Source organism: Nonlabens sp. (assembly GCF_965660805.1).
Classification (GTDB): Bacteria; Bacteroidota; Bacteroidia; order Flavobacteriales; family Flavobacteriaceae; genus Nonlabens.
This window is the reverse complement of the sequence record NZ_CBFIBE010000030.1, coordinates 1-25,889: the sequence shown is the minus strand read 5'-3', so window position 1 is coordinate 25,889 and position 25,889 is coordinate 1. Positions and strand designations below refer to the sequence as shown.

The window sequence follows — 25,889 nt, the reverse complement described above, 5'->3', positions numbered from 1 at the left end:
CATGTTACCCGATAAACTTTTACGCAAGCTAGGAATGCGCCACTTCTCTGGAAGCATGCGTGACCTTAAAGTGCATGAAAACCTCATAGACTTTGCTTCAAATGATTATTTGGGCTTTGCAAAAATGCCTGTTCACTCCATAACTACTGCTGCAAATAGTGCTACAGGATCTCGATTATTATCAGGTCATAGTAAACAATTTGAAACTTTAGAAAAGCGCATCGCGACCTTTCACAAAGCTGAAAACGCGCTGATTTTCAACTCAGGTTATGATGCAAACCTAGGACTCATAAGCAGCACCGCACAGCGTGGCGATTTGATTTTATATGATGAACTGGTGCATGCCAGTATAAGAGATGGCATACAGCTATCTATGGCACGTTCTTTAAAATTTCGTCATAATGATATGAATCACCTGCAAATCCTACTCGATAAATTTGGACTAGGAGAAGAGCAAGAAGTTTATGTCATTACAGAATCAGTTTTTTCTATGGATGGAGATCAAGCACCGCTGCACCAGATCGTGAGGCTTGTTCAATCGCGACATAACGCATATCTTATTGTAGATGAGGCACATGCGCTAGGTGTCATAGGGGAATATGGTGAAGGGCTCGTACAGCATTTAGGGCTGGAAAACGAGGTGTTTGCTCGAGTGATGACTTATGGAAAAGCGCTAGGATGCCATGGTGCTGCCATACTGGGCAGCTTTGATTTAATACAGTATCTCATAAACTTTGCCCGATCATTTATTTATACCACGGCCTTACCACCACATGCTTTACAACTTATAAATGCTGGTTATGACCGTTTAGAAAATGAACACGATAATGTATATAAATTACAAGAGTTAATTGAGAAGTTCAATAGACTTGTGGTGCAAAATGGTTTGCGATTACGCTTTCGCGAAAGCGAGACCGCCATACAAATATGCATCATACCAGGTAATGATAAAGTAAAAAACACAGCAGCTCTCTTGCATAAAAACGGGTATGATGTAAGAGCGATTTTATCTCCTACGGTTCCCCAAGGTCAAGAACGATTAAGATTATGTTTACATAGTTATAATACGATCCAGGATTGTGAACGAGTGTTACAAATTATTGCTAAATCACTGAAAAAGAAATGAGTAAATTCAGAACCATAGCCGTATTTGCTTATCCTGCTGAGGCTGCCGTTATTAAATCAAAACTAGAAAGCGAGAACGTGCCTGTATTTTTAAGAGATGAATTTACCATCGCCACAGATCCATTTGCGACTAATGCTATAGGCGGCGTTAAAATGGATGTATATAAAGAGGATTATATTAAAGCGATAGGGCTCATAGAGACCTCTAATCCTGAGATTACACAGCGCATCACAAACTTAGTAATATGTCCTAACTGTAAAAAAAGACAGGTGCGTGAGCAGAGTGATGTACTTACTGCGAGTACCTTTGCAGAACGTTTAAAAGCAGTTTTATTGAGTATTTTTCCTTTTTCAAATGAGAAACATTATAAATGCAGGAACTGCTCTCATAAATTTGACCTTAATGAATAATTATTTTATAACCGGTATAAGTACTGATGTAGGTAAAACTCTCGTTGCAGCACTAATTACCGAAGCTTTACAAGCAGATTACTGGAAACCTGTTCAAAGCGGCGGCATAGAGCACTCTGACCGCATGGAAGTACAGCGGTTGATTAGTAATTCTAAAACAGTATTTCATAAAGAACGCTATTTTCTTGAAACGCCCATGAGTCCGCATGAGGCAGCTGCCATAGATGGAATTACCATAGAAATAGATCAAATTAAACGACCTCAAACAGAAAATCAACTCGTTATAGAAGGTGCTGGAGGTTTGTTAGTACCATTAAATAATACGCACACGATTATAGATTTAATACAACCTGATGATAAAGTAATTCTAGTAAGTTCAGGCTACCTGGGAAGTATAAACCATACTTTATTAAGTATAGAGGCTTTAAAATCTCGAGGATTAACTTGTGCAGGTATTATCTATAATCAGGTAGAACTAGCTGGAACCATAGAGATTATTGAAAAAATGACTGGTGTTCCTACTATCGCACATTTACCTAAAATAAATGTTTTAGATCAGCAAGCGGTGGCGTCACTAGCCACTGTATTGCGAGAAAAATTATCTAATTGATGACGGCACAAGAACTTCAAGAACTAGATGCCGCACATATATGGCATCCCTTAACGCAACATAAAACTGCAGCACAACCACTGGCTATTAAAAAGGCGCAGGGTAATTATCTGTTTGATTATGATGATAAGCCGTATTTTGATGCGATTTCTAGCTGGTACACTTGTAGTTATGGCCATGCAAATCCTGTGCTTACGCAGGCTATTAAAAATCAAGTAGACCAGTTGCATCATGTGGTTTTTGCGGGAATGACGCATGAGCCAGCAGCAGTTTTATCTAAGAAACTGATCGGTATCTTGCCTTATAATCAGAAAAAATTATTCTTTTCTGAAAACGGATCTACTAGTGTGGAGATCGCTTTAAAAATGGCGTTTCAGTATCATTTTAATCGTGGTGAAAAACGCAATGTGGTCATTGCCTTTGAAAATGGATTTCATGGAGACACTTTTGGCGCGATGAGTGCTAGTGGCTTGTCTATTTATAACGGGCCATTTGAAGACTTTTTCATAGATGTAAAACGCATTCCAGTTCCTACAGAAGAAAACATAGAAAAGGTTTTAAAACGCATCGATGAGCTGGTCGCACAATATCAGGTAGCCTCTTTTATCTATGAACCACTAGTGCAAGGAGCTGCTGCTATGCAAATGCATGATCCAGAGCACTTATGTAGGTTGTTATTACGCTTTCGCGAAAGCGGGATCATCACCATCGCAGATGAGGTAATGACCGGTTTTGGTAAAACAGGAACTTTATTTGCCAGTGATCAGATTACAAATAAACCAGATATCATGTGCTTATCCAAAGCACTTACTGGCGGTATCATGCCTATGGCGATTACCACTTGTACGCAGGAAGTTTATGATGCTTTTTATGATGATGAATTAGCCAAAGGTTTTTTTCATGGTCATACTTATTCTGGGAATCCTTTAGGTTGTGCCGTGGCTGCAGCAGGGATTGATTTATTAACTTCTCTGCCTATTCAAGAAAATATAGCTTACCTATCAAGAATGCATCAAGAACATGTGAAGGTTTTTCAATCGCATAAAGCGGTAGCTCAGGTGCGCTCTTGTGGTGTCATCTTTGCGATAGATCTTGCTATAGAAATGGAACGTTATGGCAGCAAACGCAATGATATTTTTCAATGGTTTATGAGCAATGGCATTTTTTTAAGACCGCTAGGTAAAACGGTTTATATAGTTCCTCCTTTTACTACCTCGCCTGCAGAATTAGAATTGTTATATAAAGCTATTTTATCTTTTCTAGATGAATTAGGGCAATAACGGTAGATGGCTGTAACCATCTAGACGGTTACTATGTGCGCCTCTAAAACTTATATTATACCAAATTCAATTTATTTTAACGAAGCAATCTAGAATTCAAAGAGAAATATTGGAATAATTAATTGTTGTTTTTGGTATAAAGAATACTGAAGACTCATTTCCTATACCTTATAAAATCGCTCATATTTTATAAAGTTGGATGACTTTTTTGGAAATTTTCTTTAGTTCTGCACCTTATTTAAATTAGTTAGCAGCATTTTTGCAACAGCAATATAATACGATTGAAAAACCCTATTTACATTAACGATTCTAGTGTGGTCTCACCACTTGCTCCGTCTGGTTTTGGTAGTTTGATGACGGCTATTAAATCTCTGGAAACCGGACTTGTGGCACCTATTCAACAAGCTCATGAGTTACAATTAACGGCTCTTAGGAATGAATCTAAATGGTATAAACAACTAGACAGATCGGTAATCCTGGCTATGCTTGCGGCTAGAGAACTTAAGATCAGTTCAAATAGAATAGGAATTAATATAGGTTCTTCTCGAGGAGCTACTGGTGTGTGGGAAGAGAGTTTTTCATGCTTTAGCAAAAACGGAAAAGCTACAACCCAATCATCTCCTTTAACTACTTTAGGAAATATATCTACATGGATTGCGCAAGATCTAGGAATAGATGCTGCAGCCTTTTCTCATTCGATTACCTGTGCAACGGCTTCACATGCTGTGCTTAATGCCATCGCGTGGTTAGAAAGTGATATGGTAGATGAATTTATAGTAGGTGGAGCAGAGGCGCCACTGACACCTTTTACTATTGCTCAAATGAAGGCGTTACGTATTTATGCGACTCAAAAAAACGACTTCCCGTGTCGTGCTTTAGACCTAGAAAAGAGTGAAAACACGATGGTGCTGGGAGAAGCTGCTGCCTGTTTTACTCTTTCTAAAAAGGAAGCACAAAAGTCTATAGCTCAAATTACAGGCTACGGAACTGCTATTGAACAGTTAAGCAGTGCTACATCTTTATCAGTAAATGGGAAATGTTTACAAGATTCTATGAAAAGAGCACTCAAGCATACTTCACTAGATGAGGTGGATGCTATTATTACCCATTCTCCAGGAACGATTAAAGGTGATCAAGCAGAGTTTAATGCGATTAAAGAAGTGTTTGGAACTAGCTATCCAGTGTTATGTAACAATAAATGGCAAGTAGGTCACACACTAGGAGCAAGCAGTGCCATGAGTATAGCCATGGCAATAGAAATGTTTTCCAAAAAAAAGGTGTTTAAGATTCCTTATTTAGATGATTCTTTTACAAATCCACGCGGTGAAAAGGTTGTTCCTAAAAAGGTTTTGATAAACGCAACAGGTTTTGGCGGTAATGCGGTCAGTTTGCTGTTGGAAGCTTTATAGTTTGCTTTTTTTATCCTTAATATGTATTCCTACTAGTTCAATTATCTTAAATAAAAACAATGATCCATTGTTTGAACTTGCTTTGCAAGTTCAAACAGATAACAGATAACAGATAACAGATAACAGATAACAGATAACAGATAACAGATAACAGATAACAGATAACAGATAACAGAAAGAAATTATTACTTTTACCCCATAGAAAAATGAACATGAGACACGACTGGACCAAAGAAGAAGTACTAGAAGTTTACAATAAACCATTGATGGATTTACTTTATGAAGCGGCAACGATTCATAGAGCATCGCATAATCCTAATCAGGTTCAAGTTTCTACGCTACTTTCTATAAAAACCGGTGGTTGTCCTGAGGATTGCGGTTATTGTCCACAAGCTGCACGTTATCATACAGATATTGAAGGAAATGATTTGATGACTGTACAACAGGTAAAAGCACAAGCCCTACGCGCTAAATCTAGCGGTAGCTCTAGAGTATGTATGGGTGCAGCCTGGAGAAACGTAAAAGATGGACCAGAATTTGACCAAGTTTTAGAAATGGTGCGTACCATTAATAAACTAGATATGGAAGTATGCTGTACGCTAGGTATGATTACAGAAAATCAAGCAAAACGCCTTGCCGAAGCTGGACTGTACGCTTACAATCACAATCTAGATAGTAGTGAAGAATATTATAAGGAGGTAATTTCTACACGTGGTTATCAGGATCGATTAGACACTATTGATAACGTACGCAAAACTAATGTAACTGTTTGTAGTGGTGGAATCATAGGAATGGGAGAAAGTGCCGAAGATCGAGCAGGAATGCTAGTAGCACTTGCTAGCTTAAGTCCGCAGCCGGAGAGCACTCCTATTAATGCTCTTGTTGCCGTAGAGGGAACACCGCTAGAAGAACAAACACCAGTTTCTATATGGGATATGGTGCGCATGGTAGCGACTACTCGTATAGTAATGCCACAAACTCAAGTACGTTTAAGTGCTGGTAGAACGCAAATGACTCGAGAAGGACAGGCGATGTGTTTCTTTGCAGGTGCTAATTCTATTTTTGCAGGAGATAAATTACTAACAACTCCTAATCCTGATGTGAATGAGGATATGGAAATGTTCAAATTACTAGGACTAGAGCCTATGAAACCTTTTGTAAAAAAGGCACAACCAGAAACTGTAGAGGCGCAATATTCTGAGTATAAAGCACTAGGTGAAAAGCCTAAATGGACACGTCCAGGACACACCATAGAGCGTAATGAAGAAGCAAAAGCAGCCGCAAAACCTGTTAAAGCTTAGTAAAATCTAAGGCATTTTTTTGAGTATTTTGATAGTGAATTATGTCATTCCAGATTGGATTTCTTTAAGGAATAAGTTCCTTCACCTTGTCATAAACTAGATCACCTTCCCAACCTCGATAAAGTAAATAGTCAGCTAGTTTTTTGCGTTTGCGGTACTTGTCTTTTTCATGGTGCAGTTGTTCATAACGCTTTCGCGAAAGCGTCTCAAAAGAAGCATCATACTCCTCAGGAGTGATTTCTTGTAAAGCTATTTTGATGTTACGCTCGCCGATTTTACGCAGCTTTAGTTCTCTTACAATCCTATTACGTCCCCAATGCTTATTGCGGAATTTTCCTCGAGCAAAACTCTGAGAAAATCGAGTTTCATTTAAAAATTTGTGATGAATAAGATGCGGTATAATTTCATCTATAGCCAGTTGAATCATACCCATCTTGCGCAATTTCTCTTCTACCTCTTTATGACAGCGCTCTTGGTAAACACAGTAGCGTTCTATAGCTCGAGTAGCTTGTTCAACGGTATAAGTTTCTTGCGGCATGGCGCAAAGATAGTGCACAAAAAAACGCCTGCAAGATAAGCCTGCAGGCGTTTTTAAATAATTTAGAGTACGTTACCGTCTTTATCTTTAAATTTATATTCTAGATAAGTGTAAGCATCTCTAGGTAATACTTTAATCCATTTCTTGTGTTTCATAAACCACTTAGAACGGATCGATGGGTAACCTTTAGTAATAAAAGCAGCTATAAAAGGGTGCGCATTAAGCGTTACTTTTTTATGACCGTTTTTTAAATGCTTTTCTAGCTCTTCTTTAATCTTATTGATAATAAGAATAGGAGCTTGAATTTCATTTCCATTGCCATCAGGATTCTCTTCGCGAGTCTTGATTTCCATCTCTTTTCTAACACGCTGTCTAGTAATTTGAATAAGTCCAAATTTACTAGGAGGAAGTATTTTGTGTTTAGCACGATCATCTGCCATTTCATCTCGCATGTGCTCATAGAGTTTCTTTCTATGATCTGCTTGACGCATGTCTATGAAGTCTACAACAATGATTCCACCCATGTCCCTTAATCTTAATTGTCTTGCTATTTCACTAGCCGATATAAGATTGGTTTCTAGAGCGGTGTCTTCTTGACTGTTTGCTTTATTTGATCGATTTCCAGAGTTTACATCTATCACATGCATTGCCTCAGTATGTTCTATGACTAGGTAAGCACCTTTACTCATAGAAACAGTGCGGCCAAAAGACGTCTTTATTTGTCTCTCGATACCATATTTTTCAAAAATAGGTGTGCGTGGATTGTGATATTTTACAATGGACTCCTTTCCAGGAGCAATAGTTTTTAAGTAATCTTTGATTTCATTACATACTTCTTCATCATCTACCACTATAGAAGTGTAGGTGTCATTAAAAACATCTCTCATGATGGAGTTAGTACGACTGACCTCAGTCATTACTTTAGTGGGGAAACTTGCTTTGTGCAGTCTTGCACACATGTTTTCCCATTTTGTGATAAGGTTCTGTAAGTCCTGATCCAGTTCTGCTACTAATTTGCCTTTTGCAACCGTGCGCACTATAACGCCAAAGCCGGCAGGCTTAATACTTTTAACAAGTCTTTTAAGTCGGCTCTTTTCTTCACGGTTTTCTATTTTTTGAGAAATAGAAATACGGTCTGAGAAAGGAACGAGAACTACATATCTACCAGGAATAGAAAGCTCTGCGCTTAATCTAGGTCCTTTTGTGGAGATAGGTTCTTTAACTACTTGTACTAGAATAGGTTGGTTAGGAGCTACTACATCTGTAATGCTACCTGATTTTTCTAATTCCTTTTCTAGTTTAATATCTTTAAGTGCATAATTCTTGCGTCTACCGCTTAGAATTTGCTTAGTGAACTTAAATTGAGTAAGGTATTGAGGTCCTAAGTCATGATAGTGTAAAAAACCATCTTTCTCATAGCCTACATCTACAAATGAGGCATTAAGACCCGATAAGACCTTGCGTGTTTTGGCAAGGAAAATATCGCTTACTGCAAATTTATTTTCATCTTCATCTTTGTGTAACTCGACTAGCCTACCATTTTTAGTAAGGGCATAGTCCACTTTAGTAGAACCGGAACGGATAATAATTTCTTTATCCATGATTCCAATTGTTAGTTCTACAACTACATTGAGTTATAGAAATTGTTATACTTTAAATTGTCATGAGTATCATACTCATAACGCGACAAGTCACCTTGAGGATGACTCTATTTCAATGAACGTGAATTGTGAATTATATCCACTGGTAGGAACTGCTCTTATGGAATACCACAATGGGGCTACTTTTAAAAAAAAGTGCTGAGCATATAAGGTGACAGAAGTACCAGTATTGATATAAAAAGAAAAAGTAGTGAAATACTACTTTTTCTTCTTGTGACGGTTTGCGCGACGACGCTTTTTACGTTTGTGAGTCGCTACCTTATGTCTTTTTCTTTTTTTACCGCTTGGCATATCTCTTATATTTTTACTTAACTTTTACGTTTGTTTTCACACCTTCTACAAATACTTTAGCAGGTTTAAAGGCTGGTATATTGTGAGCTGGTATTTTAATTGTTGTATTCTTAGAAATGTTACGTCCCGTTTTCTCTGCTCTCGTTTTAACGATAAAGCTCCCGAAACCGCGTAAATATACATTTTCTCCAGATTCTAATGAACCTTTTACTTCATTCATGAAAGACTCTACAGCTGCCTGCACATCAGTCTTTTCCATTCCTAACTTATCTGAAATTTTAGATACGATATCTGCTTTAGTCATGTTTAAATTGAATAATTAATTAATAGCGTTTGTTAAACAGGGCGCAAATATACGGTAATAATGTAAATACGATTCTCTAATTGATTAAATTTTAAGAAGATATATCTTGCCATTTCTTAATGGGTAAAAATAATGAATTTTTCAAAGCAACTTATAAAATGGTATGAATTACATAAAAGAGACTTGCCATGGCGAGCTACTCAAGATCCTTATCGCATCTGGTTAAGTGAGGTGATCTTGCAACAAACCCGCGTGAATCAAGGCTTACCGTATTATGAGAGGTTTGTGAAGACCTTTCCCACAGTACATGATCTTGCAGGTGCACCACAAGAAGAAGTGCTTAAATTATGGCAAGGATTAGGCTATTATTCTAGAGCTAGAAACCTCCATAAAGCAGCACAACAAGTGGTTGAATTAGGTGGTATTTTTCCAGATTCTTATAAAAAACTACTCGATTTAAAAGGTGTGGGCGACTATACGGCCGCTGCCATTGCCAGTTTTGCCTTTAAAGAAGTCGTGCCAGTAGTAGATGGTAACGTGTATAGAGTTCTTTCTAGAATATATGGTATTAGTACTCCTATTAATGAGACGAGTGGTATTAAAGAGTTTAAGCTACTTGCTGTGAAATTGCTGGATCAGCAAGAGCCACATACTTATAATCAGGCTATTATGGAATTTGGTGCGCTGCAATGTGTGCCTAAAAATCCAGATTGTACCGCATGTCCCTTTCAACAGGATTGTGTGGCTTTTAGTGATCACCGCATAGAAGAGCTGCCTGTAAAGATTAAAAAGACTAAAGTTAAAAACCTACACCATCATTATATCGTATTGCAAACACCACTGGGTAAAACGGTTTTACAAGAACGGCCACAAACAGGTATTTGGGCAGGACTCTATGAATTTCCTTTTATCCAGAGTGATGGAGCACTGCTGGCTGTAGAGTTAAGAGAACTCCTTGAGCAGCAAGAATGGTGGAGTGGAGTGCGCTTTCGCGAAAGCGTATATAACCAAGATCCTATTATTCATAAATTATCGCATCGCAAAGTACATGCTTATTTCTGGATTGTTGAAGTAGACGTAGAACTTGAAAACAGTATATCTATTACTGATGCTTTTAAAAAACCATTGCATATTTTAATGGATCGTTTTATGAGTTCATTCTGGAATTCTTATCTTTAAGATTAATTATCTTTACACGCTTGATAGAATTCAAAATAGTACAACCATGGCAGGAACAGTAAACAAAGTAATACTTATAGGACACACTGGAGACGAAGTGAAAATGAAATACTTTGAAGGAGGAAACTGTATAGGTCGTTTTCCACTAGCTACAAATGAAGAGTATATGAACAGAAACACTGGCGAGCGTGTTTCAAATACAGAGTGGCACAACTGCGTGGTACGCAATAAAGCCGCTGAGGTTTGTGAAAAGTACCTTAAAAAAGGAGATAAAGTTTATATAGAAGGACGTATTAAAAACAGGCAGTGGACTGGTGAAGATGGACAGCAACGCTACACTACTGAAATTCAAGTACAAGAGTTTACTTTTTTAACTCCTAAAGGAGAAAACACGAGTGCACCAGCACAGCCGCAAGCACAACGTGCAGCGCAACCACAAGCGTCGCAACAGCAGCCTGCTCAAAATAATCCAGCACCACCTGTAGCTTCTACTAGTGAAGATGACGATGATTTACCATTTTAATTACATATAAGTGGATCCTGACTCAGCGCATTTATTATTAATGACCATTTCTGGTTCTGGTGAACTGGTTTACTTTTTTATTTTTATAATCTTACTCGTTTTAAGTGCTATGATAAGTGGCGCTGAGGTAGCTCTATTTTCTTTAGAAACTATAGATCTAGAAGAAGATCAAGAAAATTTCCCGCGACGGGAACAAGTGGCTAAGTTACTAGACCGACCTAAAAAACTGCTCGCTACCATATTAATTGCAAATAATGCTATTAATATCACTACGGTACTTATTTTTAGTATTCTAGCAGACAGCTGGTTGAGCACTGTAGAAACGGAGTGGCTGCGATTTATTTTAGAAGTGGTTATAGCTACTTTTTTGATATTGCTTTTTGGAGAGATATTACCTAAAGTATATGCTAACAGGAACGCTGTGAAGTTTGCAAACTTTATGGCTATTCCTTTAAGTGTCCTCGATAAGCTTTTTAGCTTTTTGAGTTTACCTATGCGTTATGTGACCATTCAGATTCATGAACGATTAGGAAGTAAAAAATCCAGTATTACGGTTTCACAACTATCACAAGCTCTAGAACTTACTGATCATCAAGATACTACTGATGAGGAACAGCAACTGTTACAAGGGATTGTGAGCTTTGGGAATACAGATACTAAAACGGTAATGCGCAACCGTACTGATGTTTTTGCCCTTGATGAACACATGGATTTTAAAGATGTGATTACTGAGGTGGTTTCAAATGGATATTCTAGAATTCCAGTGTATAAAGAAAGTATAGATCAAATTACAGGAGTTTTATATGTAAAGGACTTATTACCTTATATAGAGCGTAAAAATTATGAATGGACTAAGCTGCTGAGAGAAGCATATTTTGTCCCAGAAAATAAAAAATTAGATGATTTGCTTCAGGAGTTTCAAGAGCAAAAGAAACACCTCGCTATAGTAGTGGATGAATATGGAGGAACCAGTGGTTTAATATCTCTAGAAGATATTATAGAAGAGATCGTAGGAGATATAAGTGATGAGTTTGATGATGAAAATCTAATTTATTCTAAAATAGATGATAAAAATTATGTGTTTGAAGGGAAAACGCCGCTTAAAGATTTTTACCGCATTACTGATCTAGAAGAGCTACAGATAGAACTTTTTGACACAGCAAAAGGTGAGTCAGAAACCATAGCTGGTTTCTTACTAGAGCAAACCGGTTATTTTCCACGCAAGCTTGATAAAATAACCTTTGAAGGATTTACGTTTATGGTAGAGTCCATGGACAAGAAACGTATTAAACAAGTAAAATGTACCAAGCCTTAAAAGTATGTACGGTTTTCATTCTCGTTTTGTTCACTGCTAGCTGTGGTGATAATGACTTGAGGCCTAAACCACAAGCTCAACTTGCCTTGCAGTATCCATCACCAGAATATGAAAAGCTTATTAAGGAAAACTGCCCTTTTGAGTTTGAAATTAATACTTATGCTCGAGTACTTGCAAAAAGTGATTGCTCTATGAAGATTGAGTACCCGTTTATGGATGCGACGGTTTACATGGACTATGCGCCAGTACAAAACAACATTAGAGAATTATTAATAGACGGACAGAAACTTTCATTCTCCCACAACCGCATGGCCGATGTTATCGATGATAAAATTTACCTCAATCCTGATACCTCTGTTTATGGGATGATGTATGCGATAGAAGGTAATGCAGCTTCAAATGTTCAGTTCTATGTTACAGATAGTATACACAATTTTGTGACAGCGTCTCTTTACTTTGACCGTGCGCCTAATTATGACTCCATTTATCCCGCTATAGATTATATTAAATTAGATATGCGCAAGATGATGGAGTCTATGAACTGGAAATAATGGTTTTATTTTTTATGCTTAATAAATAACTATCATTTAGTCTCTGAAAAAGAATGACCTTTGGGCTTTTAATTTTTTTTATGGATAATTCTAAGCTCAAGTACCTTTATCTAGTCATTCTTAGTTTGATATGGGGTACGTCATTTATACTTATAAAAAAAGCGCTAGGCGATGATGGTACTGGTAACTTAATATTACAGCCCTTACAACTAGGAGCTGCACGCACTATTATTTCTGGTTGTATGCTCATCGTGATAGGATGGAAATCCTTTATCGCCACAGATCGTAAGGACTGGAAGTGGTTGTTTATATCAGGGTTATTAGGGACTTTTTTCCCAGCTTTTCTCTTTGCTTATGCACAAACCGAAATAGATAGTGCCATAAGTGCTATTCTTAATTCTACGGTACCGCTTATTACCTTAATTATGGGAGCGGTGATTTTTGGGATTGCTTTTTCACGCACACAATTGATAGGTGTTATTATAGGGCTAGCAGGAGCTATAGGTCTGGTGTTCTCTGGAATGGAAAATAATCCAGAGCAGAATTATCTGTTTGCCGGTCTCGTCTTTATAGCTTGTACATGCTATGCTAGTAATGTAAATATTATTAAAAGGTATTTGCAGAACATCAAGCCACTGGCTATTGCTACTGGGAACTTTGTTTTTATTTTACCACTAGCTATGATCGTGTTTTTAAGTGCAGACGGTGCTTCACTGGATTACACAAGTGAACCTGTATTGCGCAGTTTAGGGTATATACTAGTGCTGTGTGTTTTTGGAACGGTTGCCGCAAAGATCATGTTCAACAAACTTGTTCAGATTACCTCACCAGTTTTTGCTAGCTCCGTAACTTATTTAATGCCTGTTGTAGGGCTTACTTGGGGAATATTAGATGGTGAGATATTTAGTGTATGGCAAGGAGTAGCTACGGCGGTAATTATTTTTGCTGTGGTATTGGTTACTAGAGGCCAAAAAAAACCAGCAACTAAGTAGCTGCTGGTTTTAATAATTATGGTGTTTCTGTGATTACGCTTTCGCGAAAGCGTAATTCAATCCATCAACTTTCTAGAAATCTGAATCAGTTAAACCTGGATTTACTTTAAGATCTTTCAATTCAAAAATAAGTTCGCGACCCATCATAGGAATTACCATAGTTGTCGGGAATTTTACACCAGAGTATTCTTTGAATTCTGAATATCTGGTTACTACTTTAGTCTCTCCTTGTGGTGTCATTGAGGTAGTTTCAGTACCTACAAGTAGACCAGATTCAGTATCGTAGAAGGACTTCTTGAAGTTATTCCACTTAATGACGTAAACGTTGTGATCTCCTAATCTTTCAGCACCGTCTAGCTGAGCTTTATCTGCATGATATAATTCTGGTAAGAACATAGCTTCTGCCTTAACAGCTTCTAGCATGTCTCCAGATAATTCTTGAGATTGTCCCATACCGCTTACGGTTCCTTTTCCGTCTTTATAAACTTGCTTGTTCATTTCACGACCTCCCATTTTCATGACCATAGCCCAATTATCACCTTTCTGGCTTTTAACATCCATGATTACTTCACCCATAGGAGAGGTAAAAGCAGAGAATTGAGAAATACCGTTAATACTACTTACCGCATCTTTTCCACCTATCGCTTTGATGTAATTATCTAAAACGGTTTGAGCAGTAAGACCTGCTGGAATCTCTATGGTAGATGGACGTTCTGTTTCATTTGCGTTTTTATCATAAAATTTAATAGGCACTGGTTGTCCATTTAGAGTCATTTTCTCCAGTGGCTCAAGAATGTCTCCTGCTTTACCTACGAGTACAATACGTATTTTATCTGGGCTTAGATATTTGTTTGCTACACGTTTTACATCTTCTTTAGTAACTTTATTAATGTTTGCAATAAAGTTTTTATAGAAATCGTCATCAAGTTCATTTTTCTGAATACTGATAGAGCGATCTGCAACTACAGACTTATCTTCAGACTGCATAATGAAGTTTCCTAGGAACTTAGCCTTTGCGGTAGCAAGGATCTCTTCATCTACATATTCATCACGTATTCTGTTTAGTTCTTTAAAGGTTTCTACTACAGCGCTATCGGTAACTTCATTACGTACTTTGGCAGTTGCTCTAAATGTACTCTTATAGTTTCTACCAGCTCCTATACTAGAGCGGGCTCCATAAGTATAACCATTTTTTTCACGTAAATTCATGTTTAAATAAGACCCAAAAGAACCTCCAAAAACATAGTTAGTTACAAGAACAGCATAGTAATCAGGATCATTCATCTTTAAGTCAGAAAGACTCATGACAGCTAGTTCTGTTTGAACAGCGTTAGGCACATCTACTAAGTTGATTTCAGTTTGCCCTACATCGGCTAGAGTAGGTAGAGTAGGTTCTGGAGCAGTTCCTTTCTCCCATTTACCGAAGTGTGTTTTAACTAGCTTTTTAGCTTCTCTTTTCTCAATATCTCCAGTGATAATTAAGTATCCATTTGAAGGTTTAAAGTAGCTAGCATAGAAGTTTTTAACGTCTTCTAGCGTTACGTTGTTTACTGTCTCTTCAGTTGCAAACTCACCTGCTGGGTGATCTTTTCCATAAACTAAAGCGCTGCGTACTTTACCAGCAATTGCAGCTGCACTGTTCTCACCAGATTTTAATCCTTCTATTAATTGAGACTTTTCAAAGTCTAATTCTTCTTGAGTGAAGTTAGGTTTAAAAGCGGCCTCTGCAAAAAGTCCAAAAACATCATTCTTGTACTTAGATAAACTTGCGGCAAAACCACCACCAGTTCCTACACTTATTCTAGCGCCTAAGAAATCTACTTGCTCGTTAAACTCTTCTTTAGCAGTTTCAGTAGATCCTTTTCCCATTATGGCACCAGTTAAGGACTGTACACCAGCCTTATCACCTTCAAAAATTGGTGGGTTGTTAAGGTCTAAACTCATGCTGAAGGTAGGTAACTTCTTATCAGTTACTACGAGTACTTTTAAACCATTTTTAAGTTCAAAAGAATATGGTTTACCTAAATTAATCTCTGGAGTAGGACCAGAGGCAGGCATTTGTGATCGGTCTATTTGTGCAATGGCGCTAGTTCCTGCTAGGAATAATACCATTAAAAATATAAGTTGCTTTTTCATTATAATGTTATTTTTTAGTAATGGTAAATTCAGTTCTTCTGGAGAGTTCTAATTCCTCTTCAGTACATTTTTTATTTTCACAATCTACTACTGGATTTGCCTCTCCACGGCCTATTGCTTTTACACGGTTAGCAGCTACTCCTTTTGCGATTAGGTAACTTCTCACGGCATCGGCACGTTTTTGAGATAGCGTTTTATTGTAATCGTTACTTCCTTTACTATCTGTGTAAGTTTCTGCAAGTATTTCCATAGATGTATTTTTCATCATCATGTTTACGATGCGGTCTAGTTCTTTAGAGGCACTCGCAGTTATTGCTGCTTTATCGTTATCAAAGTAGATCTTATTAATTTGTAATTTGTTATCTACCACCTTTACCTCATCTGCTGCAGCAGCTGTTTCTTCTTCAGTAGGAGCGCTTCCAGCTAGGTAATCTAGTTCTAATCTTTGATTAGGGTTCAGGTATTCATTTGCAACACGCTTGATATCTTCACGTGTGATGCTTCTATATATGTCTAGCTCTTTGTTAATTAATTCTGTGTCTCCTTTAAGCATGTTATAGGTAGCTAGTGATGCTGCAATACCTTCCACACTAGAGTTAGAGCTTACAAATCTAGTTTCAAACTGGTTTTGAAGTTTTTGGTATTCTCTCTCAGAGATTAACTCTGTTTGAAGTTTTACGATTTCTTCATCCATTACCTTAGCAAGTTGATCTAGAGAAACATCACCTTTAGATAGTGCTCCCATCGTGTAAGTTCCATAATCTTGATTAGCCTGGTTAAAAGCGAGTACTTGCAGAGCGATTTGCTCTTCTTCTACCATTCTTTTTTGCATTCTAGAACTAGCTCCACCAGTTAAAACTGAAGAAATGTAATCTAGTACATAAGCATCACGGTCTATAGACTTAGGAGTGATGTAAGAGAAGATTTTTACAGGAATTTGAATATTTGAATCATACTCAGTTGCATAACGTGTTTCTGTAATAGGGTCTTCTACGATCGTTTTGCGCACATTTCTAGGTGCTTTATTAGGAATAGGACCGAAGTAATCTTCAATCATTTTCTTAGTAGTAGGAATATCTATATCTCCAGCAACTACTAGTGTAGCATTATTAGGGTTATAATATTTGTCGTTGAACTCTTGGAATTCAGAAAGCTTTGCAGCGTTTAGATCTTCCATAGATCCTATAACACTCTGACCATAAGGGTGCTTTTTAAATAAATGCTTGTCTATACCAGTTCTATAGATAATAGCTCCATAAGGTGCGTTATCGATACGTTGGCGTTTTTCTTCTTTTACGACTTCATTTTGAGTATCTACACCTATTTGTTCAATTTTAGGGTGTAACATGCGCTCACTTTCCATCCATAATCCCATTTCTAGATTGTTAGACGGGAAGGTTTCATAATAATAGGTACGGTCTTGAGTTGTGTTTGCATTATTGCTACCACCATTTGCACTAACGATATCAAACCATTTACCGCGCTCAATGTTTTCAGTTCCTTCAAATAATAAATGCTCAAAAAAGTGTGCAAAACCTGTTCTACCTGGTTCTTCATCTTTTGCGCCTACTTGATACATTACTGCAGTTGTTACTACAGGCGCACCATTCTCTTGATGTAGGATTACATGCAATCCATTAGGTAAATCGTACTCAGTGTACTCTACCTCTTGTGCAAATCCCGTCACAGCCATAACTGCTGCCGCAAGACTTAAAACAATTTTTTTCATTTTGTGATTTTTACGTTTCTACTTTAGTTAGTATTTACCCTATTTAAAACGTTACAGTTTTCTTATAGGATTTTCAAAAGTACTGGTAAATACCTTTTAAAGGAGTTAAAGAAATATCAAATAAGGGCTTAAAAACACTGTTTGTATCCTTCCTTTTTGATTTTGTTTATAGGTCTCAACCGTATGTATCACCTTTGTCTGTGGTCCATTATTTCTGTATATTACATCGTTTAGATCGTCTTGTGATTTTATAAAGTTTAAGAAGAGTCTAAGGGTTTCTAAATCAGTATTTTTAGAATAATAGCTGTTGTTTTTATGCTTTCGCAAAAGCGATATTTAAAAAAGTTTGCTAATTACCAGAATAGCAGTATATTTGCGTCCATTTTTTAACAAAGTTAAATTACAATTATGTACGCAATCGTAGAGATAGCAGGGCAACAATTCAAGATCGAGAAAGATCAGAAGTTGTTTGTACATCGTTTACAAGAAGATGAAGGAGCTACGGTTTCTATCGATAAAGTTCTTCTTTTAGGCAATGGCAACGACATCACTCTCGGCGCCCCAGCTATAGAAGGAGCATTTGCTGAGGCAAAAGTTCTGGGACACCTTAAAGGTGACAAAGTAATCGTTTTTAAGAAAAAACGTAGAAAAGGATACCGTAAGAAAAACGGTCACCGTCAATCATTAACTGAGATTCAAATCTCTAGTATTTCTGCAACTGGTGGAAAAAAGGCTGCTCCTAAAGCAGAGAAAAAAGCTCCAGCAAAGAAAGCAGCTCCAGCAAAAGAGGCTGCTCCTAAGGCAGCAAAGAAAGCTCCAGCAAAGAAGGCAACTTCTAAAGGAGATGATTTGAAAAAAGTTGAAGGAATCGGTCCTAAGATCGCTAGCACTCTTAATGAGGCTGGTATCATGACTTTTGCAGACCTTGCAGCAACTGATGCTGCTAAGATTGCAGAAATTATAGCTGATGTGCGTGGAAGTCACGTTACAGATTCATGGCCTATGCAAGCTCAAATGGCTGCAGATGGTAAATGGGACGAATTAAAAAAATGGCAGGACGAAGCTAACGGCGGAGTTATGCCAAGTTAATTAAAGTAGAACACGATATTCTTACTGAATATCCTTAAAATTTATAACCATGGCTCACAAAAAAGGAGTAGGTAGTTCGAAAAACGGAAGAGAATCTCAATCGAAACGCTTAGGTGTTAAGATTTTTGGAGGACAAGCAGCTATTGCTGGTAACATTCTTATCCGTCAGCGTGGTATGGAGCACCATCCAGGTGAAAACGTATATGCTGGTAAGGACTTTACATTACATGCAAAAGTAGACGGACTAGTGAAGTTTACTAAAAAAGCAAATAACAGATCTTACGTTTCTATCGTACCGGCAGAGGCTTAAGAACTAATTATTTATGAAATTAAAATTCCAAGTTGCTTAGGCGACTTGGGATTTTTTGTTTTAAAAACTGGTGTTATGGAACTAATAGAACTGTTGTAAGGCTAATGCCAAATTGAATTTATAAAGTCTTAATAAATCGTTTTTTTAACGAATCAATCAGGAGTTTAAATTAAAAGTCCTTAGACCATTTAATTATTCCTTTTGGTATTATTTCATCAGTCCATTTTTAGTAAACTGAATTACTAGAGAATCTATGAATTCGCGCTGTTTTAAATCGCCGTCGTTTGCCATTTGAATGGTATAAAAGTCGGTAAAACTAGTTTGATCTACTAGAGTAGTGTCTAGTAGTGTGTTTAAATTATTAGTAAGTTTAGACACAGGCCAGTCTGTCATTTGAATAGAATCTAGGGTAATTTTAAGATTTGCATTACCATAAACACCACCTGCATTTCCACCTTCTATAAAGCCCGATAGGTTAGTTGTTTTTATGTCTACTCTTTTAAAATCAGTAGAACAAGATGTTATGGTAGCTGCAAGAATAGCAAGCAATAGGATAGAATGAAGGCTTTTCATGATTTAGAAATAAGAAGGGTTAAGCGCAAAACGTTTTTATGGATGTAAAAGTATTAAAACAAAAATAGCCATTAAAATACTCTAGTAAAATAGAATATTTTAACGGCTATTAGATTTAGAAAATTAAAAACAGACTTATGGTCTACCTTTAAGTCTCTTTTCTATTTTCTGCTTTTTGGCAGTAAGACGTTTCATGAGATCCATGATTTCTTCATCTTTATTTTCTTTGTATACATCGTTCAAACCTAGTATTAAAGCTTTGGCCCTTCTTGAGGCGTGTACTCTATCACTGGTGGACATATTACTCATTGTTTCTGTTTCAAAAGCTAGTGCTTCTTCAATAATCTTCATAAATTGTTATTATTTTGCTTTCGCGAAAGCGTAATATCAGTATTCACGCCATTTGCTAGGCTGTCAAGATAAAAAAATTAACGTAATAGCCAAACAAAAATTTAAATTTAATATCTGTAATACTCTGGCTTGAAAGGTCCTTTAACCTCAACACCTATATATTCTGCTTGGTCTTTCTTAAGTACAGTAAGCTCTGCGCCCATTCTTGCAAGGTGTAGTGCAGCTACTTTTTCATCTAAATGTTTAGGAAGCATATATACTTCATTCTTGTAATTATCTACATTATTCCATAGCTCGATTTGTGCCAGCGTTTGGTTTGTAAAGGAGTTACTCATTACAAAGCTAGGGTGACCTGTTGCACAACCTAAGTTCACAAGACGACCTTCAGCAAGAAGAATGATGTCTTTACCATCTATGGTGTATTTATCTACTTGTGGTTTGATTTCTACCTTAGTATTACCGTAGTTAGTATTTAAGAAAGCCACGTCGATTTCATTATCAAAGTGCCCGATGTTACAAACGATAACTTTATCACGCATGCTCTTAAAGTGCTCACCGCGTATAATGTCCTTATTACCTGTAGTAGTAATAACGACATCTGCATTTCCAACTACATTTTCTAGTTGCTTCACTTCATAACCGTCCATCACGGCTTGTAGGGCACAAATAGGGTCGATCTCAGTAACAGTTACTATAGATCCAGCTCCACGGAATGATGCAGCAGTTCCTTTACCTACGTCACCATATCCACATACTACTACACGCTTTCCAGCTAGCATAGTGTCTGTCGCGCGACGTACTGCATCTACAGCACTTTCACGACAACCGTATTTATTATCAAATTTAGATTTTGTAACTGAGTCATTTACGTTAATGGCTGGCATTACTAGTGTCCCATTCTTCATACGCTCGTATAAACGGTGAACACCAGTAGTCGTTTCTTCAGATAGTCCATTGATTCCTGCTGCAAGTTCTGGGAACTCGTCAAAAACCATGTTTGTTAAGTCGCCACCATCATCAAGAATCATGTTTAATGGCTTTCTTTCTTCTCCAAAGAAAAGAGTTTGCTCGATACACCAGTTAAACTCTTCTTCACTCATACCTTTCCAGGCATATACTGGAATGCCAGCGGCAGCAATTGCGGCAGCGGCATGATCCTGTGTTGAGAAAATGTTACAAGAGGACCAGGTAACGTCTGCTCCTAAAGCCACAAGTGTTTCTATAAGAACGGCAGTCTGTATAGTCATGTGAAGACATCCAGCGATACGTGCTCCTTTTAACGGTTGAGATTCTTTATATTCCTCGCGCAGTGCCATAAGACCTGGCATTTCTGCCTCAGCAAGGGCTATTTCTAGTCGTCCATACTCGGCAAGAGTGATGTCTTTAACTTTATAAGGAACGTATGGAATTTTTTTTGTGCTCATATTGAATTTTAATGTGTTAGCTTTAGGTCGTTGATATGTTTAAAAATCAACAAATTAAACGCTGTTATTTGCTTAAATTGCGGCTGCAAAATTACAAAAAACAAATCGATTCTTGTGCCTCTTTACAAAACCCTAACAAATAGAAATAATACCAGTGTTTACATTTGGAAAATTACAGAGTCTGAGGCATGGTTGCGCACTGGACTAGAACTGTCTGAAAATTCGAGGAATAGACTGTTTACCATGAGTTCAGAACTGCACAGACGTGGTTTTTTAAGTATCAGACACTTGTTAAGAGTGGCTGGTTATACAGATCAGAATTTACACTATTCTCAAGAAGGAAAACCGCATTTAGATGATGATAAATATATATCTATCACCCATAGTTATGAGTTTACAGCAATTATTATAAGCGAGCAACCGGTAGGAATAGATATTGAGAAATTAAGAGATAAAATACAGCGCATTGCTCCTAAGTTTATAGGTTATGAAGAAGATTTTGTTGCACAAGCTATTGAAAAAGTGAAGTCACTAACGGTAATTTGGGGAGCCAAAGAGTCCATGTATAAACTTTACAGCACTAAAGGTTTAGGTTTTAAGGCAAACTGTTACGTAGAGCCGTTTGATTTAGAGAATGAGCAAACGGTAGCTCAACTGGTTTATGGAAATGATGATCTCAAGTTTGACGTTTTTTTCAAACAATTGGAGAATTTTATGATGGCTTATATTCTTCCAGCTCAAGATGCGTAGTATTATAAAAAATATTAAAACAAGCCAGAGATCCATGGCCTTTTTACTGGATCCAGAGAAAACGGCTGTTGCTCATTTTATAGAAACCTTTGAAAGGATTAATGAATTATGCCAGCTGGTACAGCGTGAACTATATGTAGAAAAATTCTTTTTATTTGTAGGAGGCAGTACAATGCAAGACGTGGATTTAAACGAATGGATCACCGCTGCCAAAGAAATCATCAAGATACCGATTGTTATCTTTCCAGGATCACATCACCAATTGAGTGAAAGTGCTCATGGATTACTATTTTTAAATCTCATATCTGGTGATAATCCTGATTACTTGATAGGGCAACAACGTCATGCGGCTGCTCTTTTAAAAACCAGCAACTTAGAAATTATACCTACTGGTTATTTACTCATAGATGGTGGTCGTGAAAGTGCCGTGCAACGTGTTTCTCAAACAGTTCCCTTATCTCAAGAAGATATAGAGACTATTATAAACACAGCATTTGCAGGTGAGTTAATGGGAAATCAATTGATCTATCTGGAAGCAGGAAGTGGTGCTATAAATCCTGTACAACCAGAAATTATTACAGCTGTTAAAGATCAGCTCCATATTCCTTTAATTATAGGTGGTGGCTTGCGATCTTTACAACAATTAAAAGATAGTTATCAAGCTGGAGCAGATCTACTTGTGGTAGGAACTGCTATAGAAGAAAACGTTAACTGGAATAACACTTAATTATGAAGGCATCTATAGAACTTACCATGTCACCCTTACAAGATGATTATGAGCAGCATATTATGGATTTTATAAAAGCGCTACGCAATTCTGAATTTACTGTTTTAGAAAATCCATTAAGTACACAGATCTATGGAGAGTTTGTGCCACTCATGGAGTTTCTCACGCAATTAATGGCTGCGAGTATGCGTGAGACTAATGTGGTATTATTTTATATGAAAATCGTAAAAACAGATCGTAGCGATTACGAACCATTCTTTTAATGGAAGTTTTGGAATACATATTTGGTCAGTATAAAGATTACTCTACATTCCATATTATACTGGAAGTTATTATGGTTATCACCGCTATTATCAGTGTGTTGTACTCTAAGCGCAATAGTGTTTTAGTTTTTCCATATGGTATTATAAGCACTGCTATTTTTTCATATTTGCTTTATGAGTGGAACTTGCTGGGTGATATGATGATCAATATGTATTACTTTATAATGAGTGTTTATGGATGGTATATCTGGACTAGAAAAGGCGCTCATGATCAAGAAACACCTATAACTAGTGTTACTCTTAAAGAATGGTTGATCAGCCTGTTACTAGTAGTTGTCACAGCTATCGCTGTTTATATATTATATGTTAAAACAAACCGACTAGAACATATAGTATCTTACATAGACATGATCACTACAGGAATTTTCTTTGCAGGAATGTGGTTGATGGCATTGCGTAAGATAGAGCACTGGCTGGTGTTATTCATCGGTAATGTGATATCTGTACCCTTGTATTTTTATAAAGGATACAGTTTTAGCGCACTGCTTTATATTTTTCTTGCTATCATTGCTGTAATCGGTTATGTGGAATGGAAAAAATACCTGAACAACGAGAATTTTCTGGAAAAAAAATAGTGCTTTACGGACCTGAAAGTACGGGTAAAAGCACGCTTTCGCGAAAGCTAGCTCAACACTATCATACTGCCCAAATCCAAGAGTTTGCAAGAGGTTATTTGCAAGATAAATATGATACAACGGGAAAAGCTTGTGAATATAAAGACATTTTACCCATAGCGATAGGGCAACGAAAATTAGAAAATGAAGCGACAAAAATTGCTGGAGATTACTTATTTTGTGATACTGACGTGCTAGAGACTTATGTGTACTGTATGGCTTATTTTAATCAAGCTCCACAGGAACTGATTAGCGCAGTAGAAAAGTCAACCTATGATTTATATGTACTTTTACAAGTAGATTTACCATGGCAAGCAGATGATTTAAGAGATCGTCCAGAACAACGAGAAGAAATGTTTACTTTATTTAAAGCAGCACTTCTTAAATTTAAAAAGCCTTTTAAAATAGTAGATGGAATGAATGATGCACGATTTGAAAACGCTATAAAGGCTATTGAACAAACATTATGATTCAATTTACAGAGCAACAAATCGCTCAACTCGAGCGCAAGAATATTTCAAAAGAAACGGTTTTAAAACAAATAGATCGTTTTAAAACAGGATTCCCTGTGGTAAAACTGGATCGTGCTGCAACGGTAAATGATGGAATCAAGAAGTTTTCTGATGCAGAACGTGCTGTAAATATTCAAAACTATGAGGCTCGCATAGAGCAGCTTGAACTCCTTAAATTAGTTCCAGCAAGTGGTGCAGCTACACGCATGTTTAAATTTTTGCATGAATTTTTAAGAGATTTTAATCCTTTAGAAGATTCTATAAACTCGTTTATAAATAAACATAAAGCTCAGCATCTTTTTACCTTTTTTATTGCTCTTGAGAAATTCCCGTTTTATGATGAGGTCATGGAGTCGTTAAAGGATAAATATAAAGACTGGCATGCAAAAACAGAACGAGAAAAAAAACTCTTATTTGTGTCTCAAATGCTACAGGAAGATGGCTTGAATTATGCTCATAGACCCAAAGGTCTTGTGCCATTTCATAAATATAAAGATCACTGTGCTACAGCCTTTGAAGAGCACCTGTTTGAGGCAAGTATCTATGCGGCCGTAAATAATAAGGCAACCTTGCACTTTACTATTTCTGAGGATTATAAAGATGAGTTTAAAGCAGAGTTTGATCGTATTGAGCAAATCGTAGAACAAAAAACAGGAACTCAATTTGAAATCGAGTTCTCACATCAACACTCATCTACAGATACCATAGCCGTAGATCATAATAATCATCCAGTTATTACAGAAAGCGGTGAGTTGTTCTTCAGACCATCGGGACATGGTGCTTTACTTATGAACCTGAATGAAATAGATGTAGACATCATTTTTATAAAAAACGTAGATAACGTCACTGTTTCTTCTTTAGAACAAGAGGTAGGTTCTTATAAAAAAGCGCTGGCAGGTTTCTTGCTGTCCTTACAAGAGACCTGTTTTAATTATTTAAACCTCATTGAAAACCAGCAAGTAGATCAAGCACTACAGTCACAAATTGAAAACTTCTTAACCCAGGAACTCGCTACTGTCCTACCTATGGATTATAAGAAGTATGCACGAGAATATCAGCTAGAATATCTTTTTGACCGTTTAAACAGACCATTAAGAGTTTGTGGAATGGTGAAAAATGAAGGAGAACCAGGTGGTGGACCATTCTGGGTTTATAATCAAAAAGGAGAACTTTCCATTGAAATTATAGAAAGTGCTCAAATAGATACTTCAAATAAGAACCAGGTTGCCATAGCACAAACCAGCACTCATTTTAATCCAGTAGATCTGGTGTGTGCAGTGCGAGATTTTAAAGGAAATAAGTTCAACCTATTAGATTTTTGTGATGAACAAACCGGTTTTATTACCCATAAATCACGTTTAGGTATGGAGATTAAAGCACAGGAATTACCTGGCTTGTGGAATGGTGGTATGGCATACTGGAACAGTGTTTTTGTGGAGGTGCCGCTGCTTACCTTCAATCCAGTGAAAACTGTAAACGATCTTTTAAAACCAGCGCACCAGAACTAAATGGACATCCATCAGTTGCATAAAGAAGTAAAATATACTGCATTTGCCAGTAGTGGTCCAGGTGGGCAACATGCTAATAAGGTTGCTACTAAAGTTATGCTAGAATGGAAGGTGGAAGAAAGCCTCGCTTTTGCAGAAGCGGAGCATCAAAGAATTCTATATAAATTACACAACCGATTAACTAAAAATGGGGTACTGCAATTGAGCAGTCAGGAATCTAGAAGTCAGGCAACGAACAAAGAACTCGTTTTCAAAAGGTTTGTAAAACTTATAAATCAAGTACTTATCATCCCTAAAGCGCGCAAAAAAAGAACCTTGCCTAGGTCTGTAAAACGTAAACGTTTAAACGATAA

General features: G+C 37.1%; 28 protein-coding genes. 20 read left to right on the top strand and 8 right to left on the bottom strand.

All coding sequences use genetic code 11. The features are described 5' to 3' along the window. The 6 genes from ACTF48_RS08300 to bioB all read left to right on the top strand — a co-directional run. The coding region (locus tag ACTF48_RS08300; RefSeq protein ID WP_438962692.1) for an aminotransferase class I/II-fold pyridoxal phosphate-dependent enzyme at positions 1-1,126 on the top strand (1,126 nt) is incomplete at its 5' end. Next, positions 1,123-1,536 carry a hypothetical protein gene (locus ACTF48_RS08295; RefSeq protein ID WP_438962691.1) on the top strand — a complete coding sequence of 138 codons (414 nt, stop codon included), beginning with the start codon at positions 1,123-1,125 and terminating at the stop codon, positions 1,534-1,536. The genes ACTF48_RS08300 and ACTF48_RS08295, both read left to right, overlap by 4 nt. Continuing rightward, positions 1,529-2,146 (top strand): dethiobiotin synthase, encoded by a 618-nt coding sequence (gene bioD, locus ACTF48_RS08290; RefSeq protein ID WP_438962690.1) that lies wholly within the window; start codon positions 1,529-1,531, stop codon positions 2,144-2,146. Before ACTF48_RS08295 ends, bioD begins: the two co-directional genes overlap by 8 nt. Continuing rightward, positions 2,146-3,426: an adenosylmethionine--8-amino-7-oxononanoate transaminase gene (gene bioA, locus ACTF48_RS08285; protein WP_438962689.1), complete on the top strand. Its 1,281-nt coding sequence runs from the start codon at positions 2,146-2,148 to the stop codon at positions 3,424-3,426. The genes bioD and bioA overlap by 1 nt, the downstream gene beginning before the upstream one ends. A gap of 281 nt (positions 3,427-3,707) precedes the next feature. Continuing rightward, positions 3,708-4,835, top strand: a complete 1,128-nt coding sequence (locus ACTF48_RS08280; protein ID WP_438962688.1) for a beta-ketoacyl synthase N-terminal-like domain-containing protein — start codon at positions 3,708-3,710, stop codon at positions 4,833-4,835. A 212-nt stretch (positions 4,836-5,047) separates the two neighbouring features. After that, on the top strand, positions 5,048-6,136 hold the full coding sequence (gene bioB / locus ACTF48_RS08275) for a biotin synthase BioB (RefSeq protein ID WP_438962687.1): 1,089 nt from the start codon (positions 5,048-5,050) through the stop codon (positions 6,134-6,136). Positions 6,137-6,200: 64 nt separating this feature from the next. On the opposite strand, the gene ACTF48_RS08270 is transcribed toward bioB, so the two are convergent. The 3 genes from ACTF48_RS08270 to ACTF48_RS08260 form a co-directional block, all read right to left on the bottom strand. After that, complete coding sequence (locus ACTF48_RS08270; protein ID WP_438962686.1) at positions 6,201-6,674, bottom strand: regulatory protein RecX; 474 nt, start codon at positions 6,672-6,674, stop codon at positions 6,201-6,203. A 62-nt stretch (positions 6,675-6,736) separates the two neighbouring features. Next, positions 6,737-8,275, bottom strand: a complete 1,539-nt coding sequence (locus ACTF48_RS08265) for an Rne/Rng family ribonuclease (protein WP_438962685.1) — start codon at positions 8,273-8,275, stop codon at positions 6,737-6,739. A gap of 364 nt (positions 8,276-8,639) precedes the next feature. Further along, positions 8,640-8,930, bottom strand: coding sequence for an HU family DNA-binding protein (locus tag ACTF48_RS08260; protein ID WP_435681214.1), 291 nt, complete (start codon positions 8,928-8,930; stop codon positions 8,640-8,642). A 132-nt stretch (positions 8,931-9,062) separates the two neighbouring features. On the opposite strand from ACTF48_RS08260, the gene mutY reads away from it, so the two are divergent. From mutY to ACTF48_RS08235, 5 genes are all read left to right on the top strand, one after another. Continuing rightward, complete coding sequence (gene mutY / locus ACTF48_RS08255; RefSeq protein WP_438962684.1) at positions 9,063-10,109, top strand: A/G-specific adenine glycosylase; 1,047 nt, start codon at positions 9,063-9,065, stop codon at positions 10,107-10,109. A gap of 46 nt (positions 10,110-10,155) precedes the next feature. Continuing rightward, positions 10,156-10,632 carry a single-stranded DNA-binding protein gene (locus ACTF48_RS08250; RefSeq protein WP_438962683.1) on the top strand — a complete coding sequence of 159 codons (477 nt, stop codon included), beginning with the start codon at positions 10,156-10,158 and terminating at the stop codon, positions 10,630-10,632. Positions 10,633-10,642: 10 nt separating this feature from the next. Further along, entirely contained in the window at positions 10,643-11,947 is a 1,305-nt protein-coding gene (locus ACTF48_RS08245) for a gliding motility-associated protein GldE (protein ID WP_438962682.1), read from the top strand. After that, positions 11,932-12,498, top strand: coding sequence for a gliding motility lipoprotein GldD (gldD, locus tag ACTF48_RS08240; RefSeq protein ID WP_438962681.1), 567 nt, complete (start codon positions 11,932-11,934; stop codon positions 12,496-12,498). The genes ACTF48_RS08245 and gldD overlap by 16 nt, the downstream gene beginning before the upstream one ends. Positions 12,499-12,578: 80 nt before the next feature. Next, positions 12,579-13,490, top strand: coding sequence for a DMT family transporter (locus ACTF48_RS08235; protein ID WP_438962680.1), 912 nt, complete (start codon positions 12,579-12,581; stop codon positions 13,488-13,490). A gap of 72 nt (positions 13,491-13,562) precedes the next feature. Here the strand turns inward: ACTF48_RS08235 and ACTF48_RS08230 are convergent, their stop codons facing one another. Beyond that, positions 13,563-15,626: an insulinase family protein gene (locus ACTF48_RS08230; RefSeq protein WP_438962679.1), complete on the bottom strand. Its 2,064-nt coding sequence runs from the start codon at positions 15,624-15,626 to the stop codon at positions 13,563-13,565. Positions 15,627-15,633: 7 nt separating this feature from the next. Then, positions 15,634-17,355, bottom strand: a complete 1,722-nt coding sequence (locus tag ACTF48_RS08225; protein WP_438962678.1) for an insulinase family protein — start codon at positions 17,353-17,355, stop codon at positions 15,634-15,636. A 408-nt stretch (positions 17,356-17,763) separates the two neighbouring features. Here ACTF48_RS08225 and rplU point away from each other — a divergent pair, with 408 nt between their 5' ends. Together rplU and rpmA are read left to right on the top strand one after the other, a co-directional pair. Further along, the gene (rplU, locus tag ACTF48_RS08220) at positions 17,764-18,444 is read left to right on the top strand and encodes a 50S ribosomal protein L21 (RefSeq protein ID WP_438962677.1); all 681 of its coding nucleotides are present in this window, start codon (positions 17,764-17,766) and stop codon (positions 18,442-18,444) included. 49 nt (positions 18,445-18,493) lie between these two features. Next, positions 18,494-18,754, top strand: a complete 261-nt coding sequence (gene rpmA / locus ACTF48_RS08215) for a 50S ribosomal protein L27 (RefSeq protein WP_438962676.1) — start codon at positions 18,494-18,496, stop codon at positions 18,752-18,754. 207 nt (positions 18,755-18,961) lie between these two features. Here rpmA and ACTF48_RS08210 read toward each other — a convergent pair whose 3' ends face one another. From ACTF48_RS08210 to ahcY, 3 genes are all read right to left on the bottom strand, one after another. Next, a complete protein-coding gene (locus tag ACTF48_RS08210; protein ID WP_438962675.1) occupies positions 18,962-19,327 on the bottom strand; it encodes a hypothetical protein in 366 nt (121 codons plus the stop codon). Between the two features lie 135 nt (positions 19,328-19,462). Further along, complete coding sequence (locus ACTF48_RS08205; RefSeq protein ID WP_438962674.1) at positions 19,463-19,678, bottom strand: hypothetical protein; 216 nt, start codon at positions 19,676-19,678, stop codon at positions 19,463-19,465. Between the two features lie 107 nt (positions 19,679-19,785). Further along, positions 19,786-21,102 (bottom strand): adenosylhomocysteinase, encoded by a 1,317-nt coding sequence (gene ahcY / locus ACTF48_RS08200; RefSeq protein WP_438962673.1) that lies wholly within the window; start codon positions 21,100-21,102, stop codon positions 19,786-19,788. Between the two features lie 114 nt (positions 21,103-21,216). On the opposite strand from ahcY, the gene ACTF48_RS08195 reads away from it, so the two are divergent. The 7 genes from ACTF48_RS08195 to ACTF48_RS08165 form a co-directional block, all read left to right on the top strand. Beyond that, a complete protein-coding gene (locus tag ACTF48_RS08195) occupies positions 21,217-21,852 on the top strand; it encodes a 4'-phosphopantetheinyl transferase family protein (RefSeq protein ID WP_438962672.1) in 636 nt (211 codons plus the stop codon). Then, complete coding sequence (locus tag ACTF48_RS08190; RefSeq protein WP_438962671.1) at positions 21,845-22,579, top strand: geranylgeranylglyceryl/heptaprenylglyceryl phosphate synthase; 735 nt, start codon at positions 21,845-21,847, stop codon at positions 22,577-22,579. The genes ACTF48_RS08195 and ACTF48_RS08190 overlap by 8 nt, the downstream gene beginning before the upstream one ends. Positions 22,580-22,581: 2 nt before the next feature. Then, entirely contained in the window at positions 22,582-22,842 is a 261-nt protein-coding gene (locus ACTF48_RS08185; RefSeq protein ID WP_438962670.1) for a hypothetical protein, read from the top strand. Then, on the top strand, positions 22,842-23,477 hold the full coding sequence (gene pnuC / locus ACTF48_RS08180; RefSeq protein ID WP_438962669.1) for a nicotinamide riboside transporter PnuC: 636 nt from the start codon (positions 22,842-22,844) through the stop codon (positions 23,475-23,477). Before ACTF48_RS08185 ends, pnuC begins: the two co-directional genes overlap by 1 nt. Further along, entirely contained in the window at positions 23,432-23,986 is a 555-nt protein-coding gene (locus ACTF48_RS08175) for an AAA family ATPase (protein ID WP_438962668.1), read from the top strand. The genes pnuC and ACTF48_RS08175 overlap by 46 nt, the downstream gene beginning before the upstream one ends. After that, complete coding sequence (locus tag ACTF48_RS08170) at positions 23,983-25,536, top strand: DUF4301 family protein (RefSeq protein WP_438962667.1); 1,554 nt, start codon at positions 23,983-23,985, stop codon at positions 25,534-25,536. The genes ACTF48_RS08175 and ACTF48_RS08170 overlap by 4 nt, the downstream gene beginning before the upstream one ends. Beyond that, positions 25,537-25,889, top strand: a 353-nt coding sequence (locus ACTF48_RS08165) for a peptide chain release factor-like protein (protein WP_438962666.1), incomplete at its 3' end; no start/stop codon positions are given.

Excerpts from the sequence above, each read along its gene's own strand:
- ACTF48_RS08295 (WP_438962691.1), top strand. The coding sequence starts at position 1,123 with ATGAGTAAATTCAGAACCATAGCCGTATTTGCTTATCCTGCTGAGGCT.
- bioD (WP_438962690.1), top strand. The coding sequence starts at position 1,529 with ATGAATAATTATTTTATAACCGGTATAAGTACTGATGTAGGTAAAACT.
- bioA (WP_438962689.1), top strand. The coding sequence starts at position 2,146 with ATGACGGCACAAGAACTTCAAGAACTAGATGCCGCACATATATGGCAT.
- bioB (WP_438962687.1), top strand. The coding sequence starts at position 5,048 with ATGAGACACGACTGGACCAAAGAAGAAGTACTAGAAGTTTACAATAAA.
- ACTF48_RS08270 (WP_438962686.1), bottom strand. The coding sequence starts at position 6,674 with ATGCCGCAAGAAACTTATACCGTTGAACAAGCTACTCGAGCTATAGAA.
- ACTF48_RS08265 (WP_438962685.1), bottom strand. The coding sequence starts at position 8,275 with ATGGATAAAGAAATTATTATCCGTTCCGGTTCTACTAAAGTGGACTAT.
- ACTF48_RS08260 (WP_435681214.1), bottom strand. The coding sequence starts at position 8,930 with ATGACTAAAGCAGATATCGTATCTAAAATTTCAGATAAGTTAGGAATG.
- mutY (WP_438962684.1), top strand. The coding sequence starts at position 9,063 with ATGAATTTTTCAAAGCAACTTATAAAATGGTATGAATTACATAAAAGA.
- ACTF48_RS08250 (WP_438962683.1), top strand. The coding sequence starts at position 10,156 with ATGGCAGGAACAGTAAACAAAGTAATACTTATAGGACACACTGGAGAC.
- gldD (WP_438962681.1), top strand. The coding sequence starts at position 11,932 with ATGTACCAAGCCTTAAAAGTATGTACGGTTTTCATTCTCGTTTTGTTC.
- ACTF48_RS08235 (WP_438962680.1), top strand. The coding sequence starts at position 12,579 with ATGGATAATTCTAAGCTCAAGTACCTTTATCTAGTCATTCTTAGTTTG.
- ACTF48_RS08230 (WP_438962679.1), bottom strand. The coding sequence starts at position 15,626 with ATGAAAAAGCAACTTATATTTTTAATGGTATTATTCCTAGCAGGAACT.
- ACTF48_RS08225 (WP_438962678.1), bottom strand. The coding sequence starts at position 17,355 with ATGAAAAAAATTGTTTTAAGTCTTGCGGCAGCAGTTATGGCTGTGACG.
- rplU (WP_438962677.1), top strand. The coding sequence starts at position 17,764 with ATGTACGCAATCGTAGAGATAGCAGGGCAACAATTCAAGATCGAGAAA.
- rpmA (WP_438962676.1), top strand. The coding sequence starts at position 18,494 with ATGGCTCACAAAAAAGGAGTAGGTAGTTCGAAAAACGGAAGAGAATCT.
- ACTF48_RS08210 (WP_438962675.1), bottom strand. The coding sequence starts at position 19,327 with ATGAAAAGCCTTCATTCTATCCTATTGCTTGCTATTCTTGCAGCTACC.
- ACTF48_RS08205 (WP_438962674.1), bottom strand. The coding sequence starts at position 19,678 with ATGAAGATTATTGAAGAAGCACTAGCTTTTGAAACAGAAACAATGAGT.
- ahcY (WP_438962673.1), bottom strand. The coding sequence starts at position 21,102 with ATGAGCACAAAAAAAATTCCATACGTTCCTTATAAAGTTAAAGACATC.
- ACTF48_RS08190 (WP_438962671.1), top strand. The coding sequence starts at position 21,845 with ATGCGTAGTATTATAAAAAATATTAAAACAAGCCAGAGATCCATGGCC.
- ACTF48_RS08185 (WP_438962670.1), top strand. The coding sequence starts at position 22,582 with ATGAAGGCATCTATAGAACTTACCATGTCACCCTTACAAGATGATTAT.
- pnuC (WP_438962669.1), top strand. The coding sequence starts at position 22,842 with ATGGAAGTTTTGGAATACATATTTGGTCAGTATAAAGATTACTCTACA.
- ACTF48_RS08175 (WP_438962668.1), top strand. The coding sequence starts at position 23,432 with ATGGAAAAAATACCTGAACAACGAGAATTTTCTGGAAAAAAAATAGTG.
- ACTF48_RS08170 (WP_438962667.1), top strand. The coding sequence starts at position 23,983 with ATGATTCAATTTACAGAGCAACAAATCGCTCAACTCGAGCGCAAGAAT.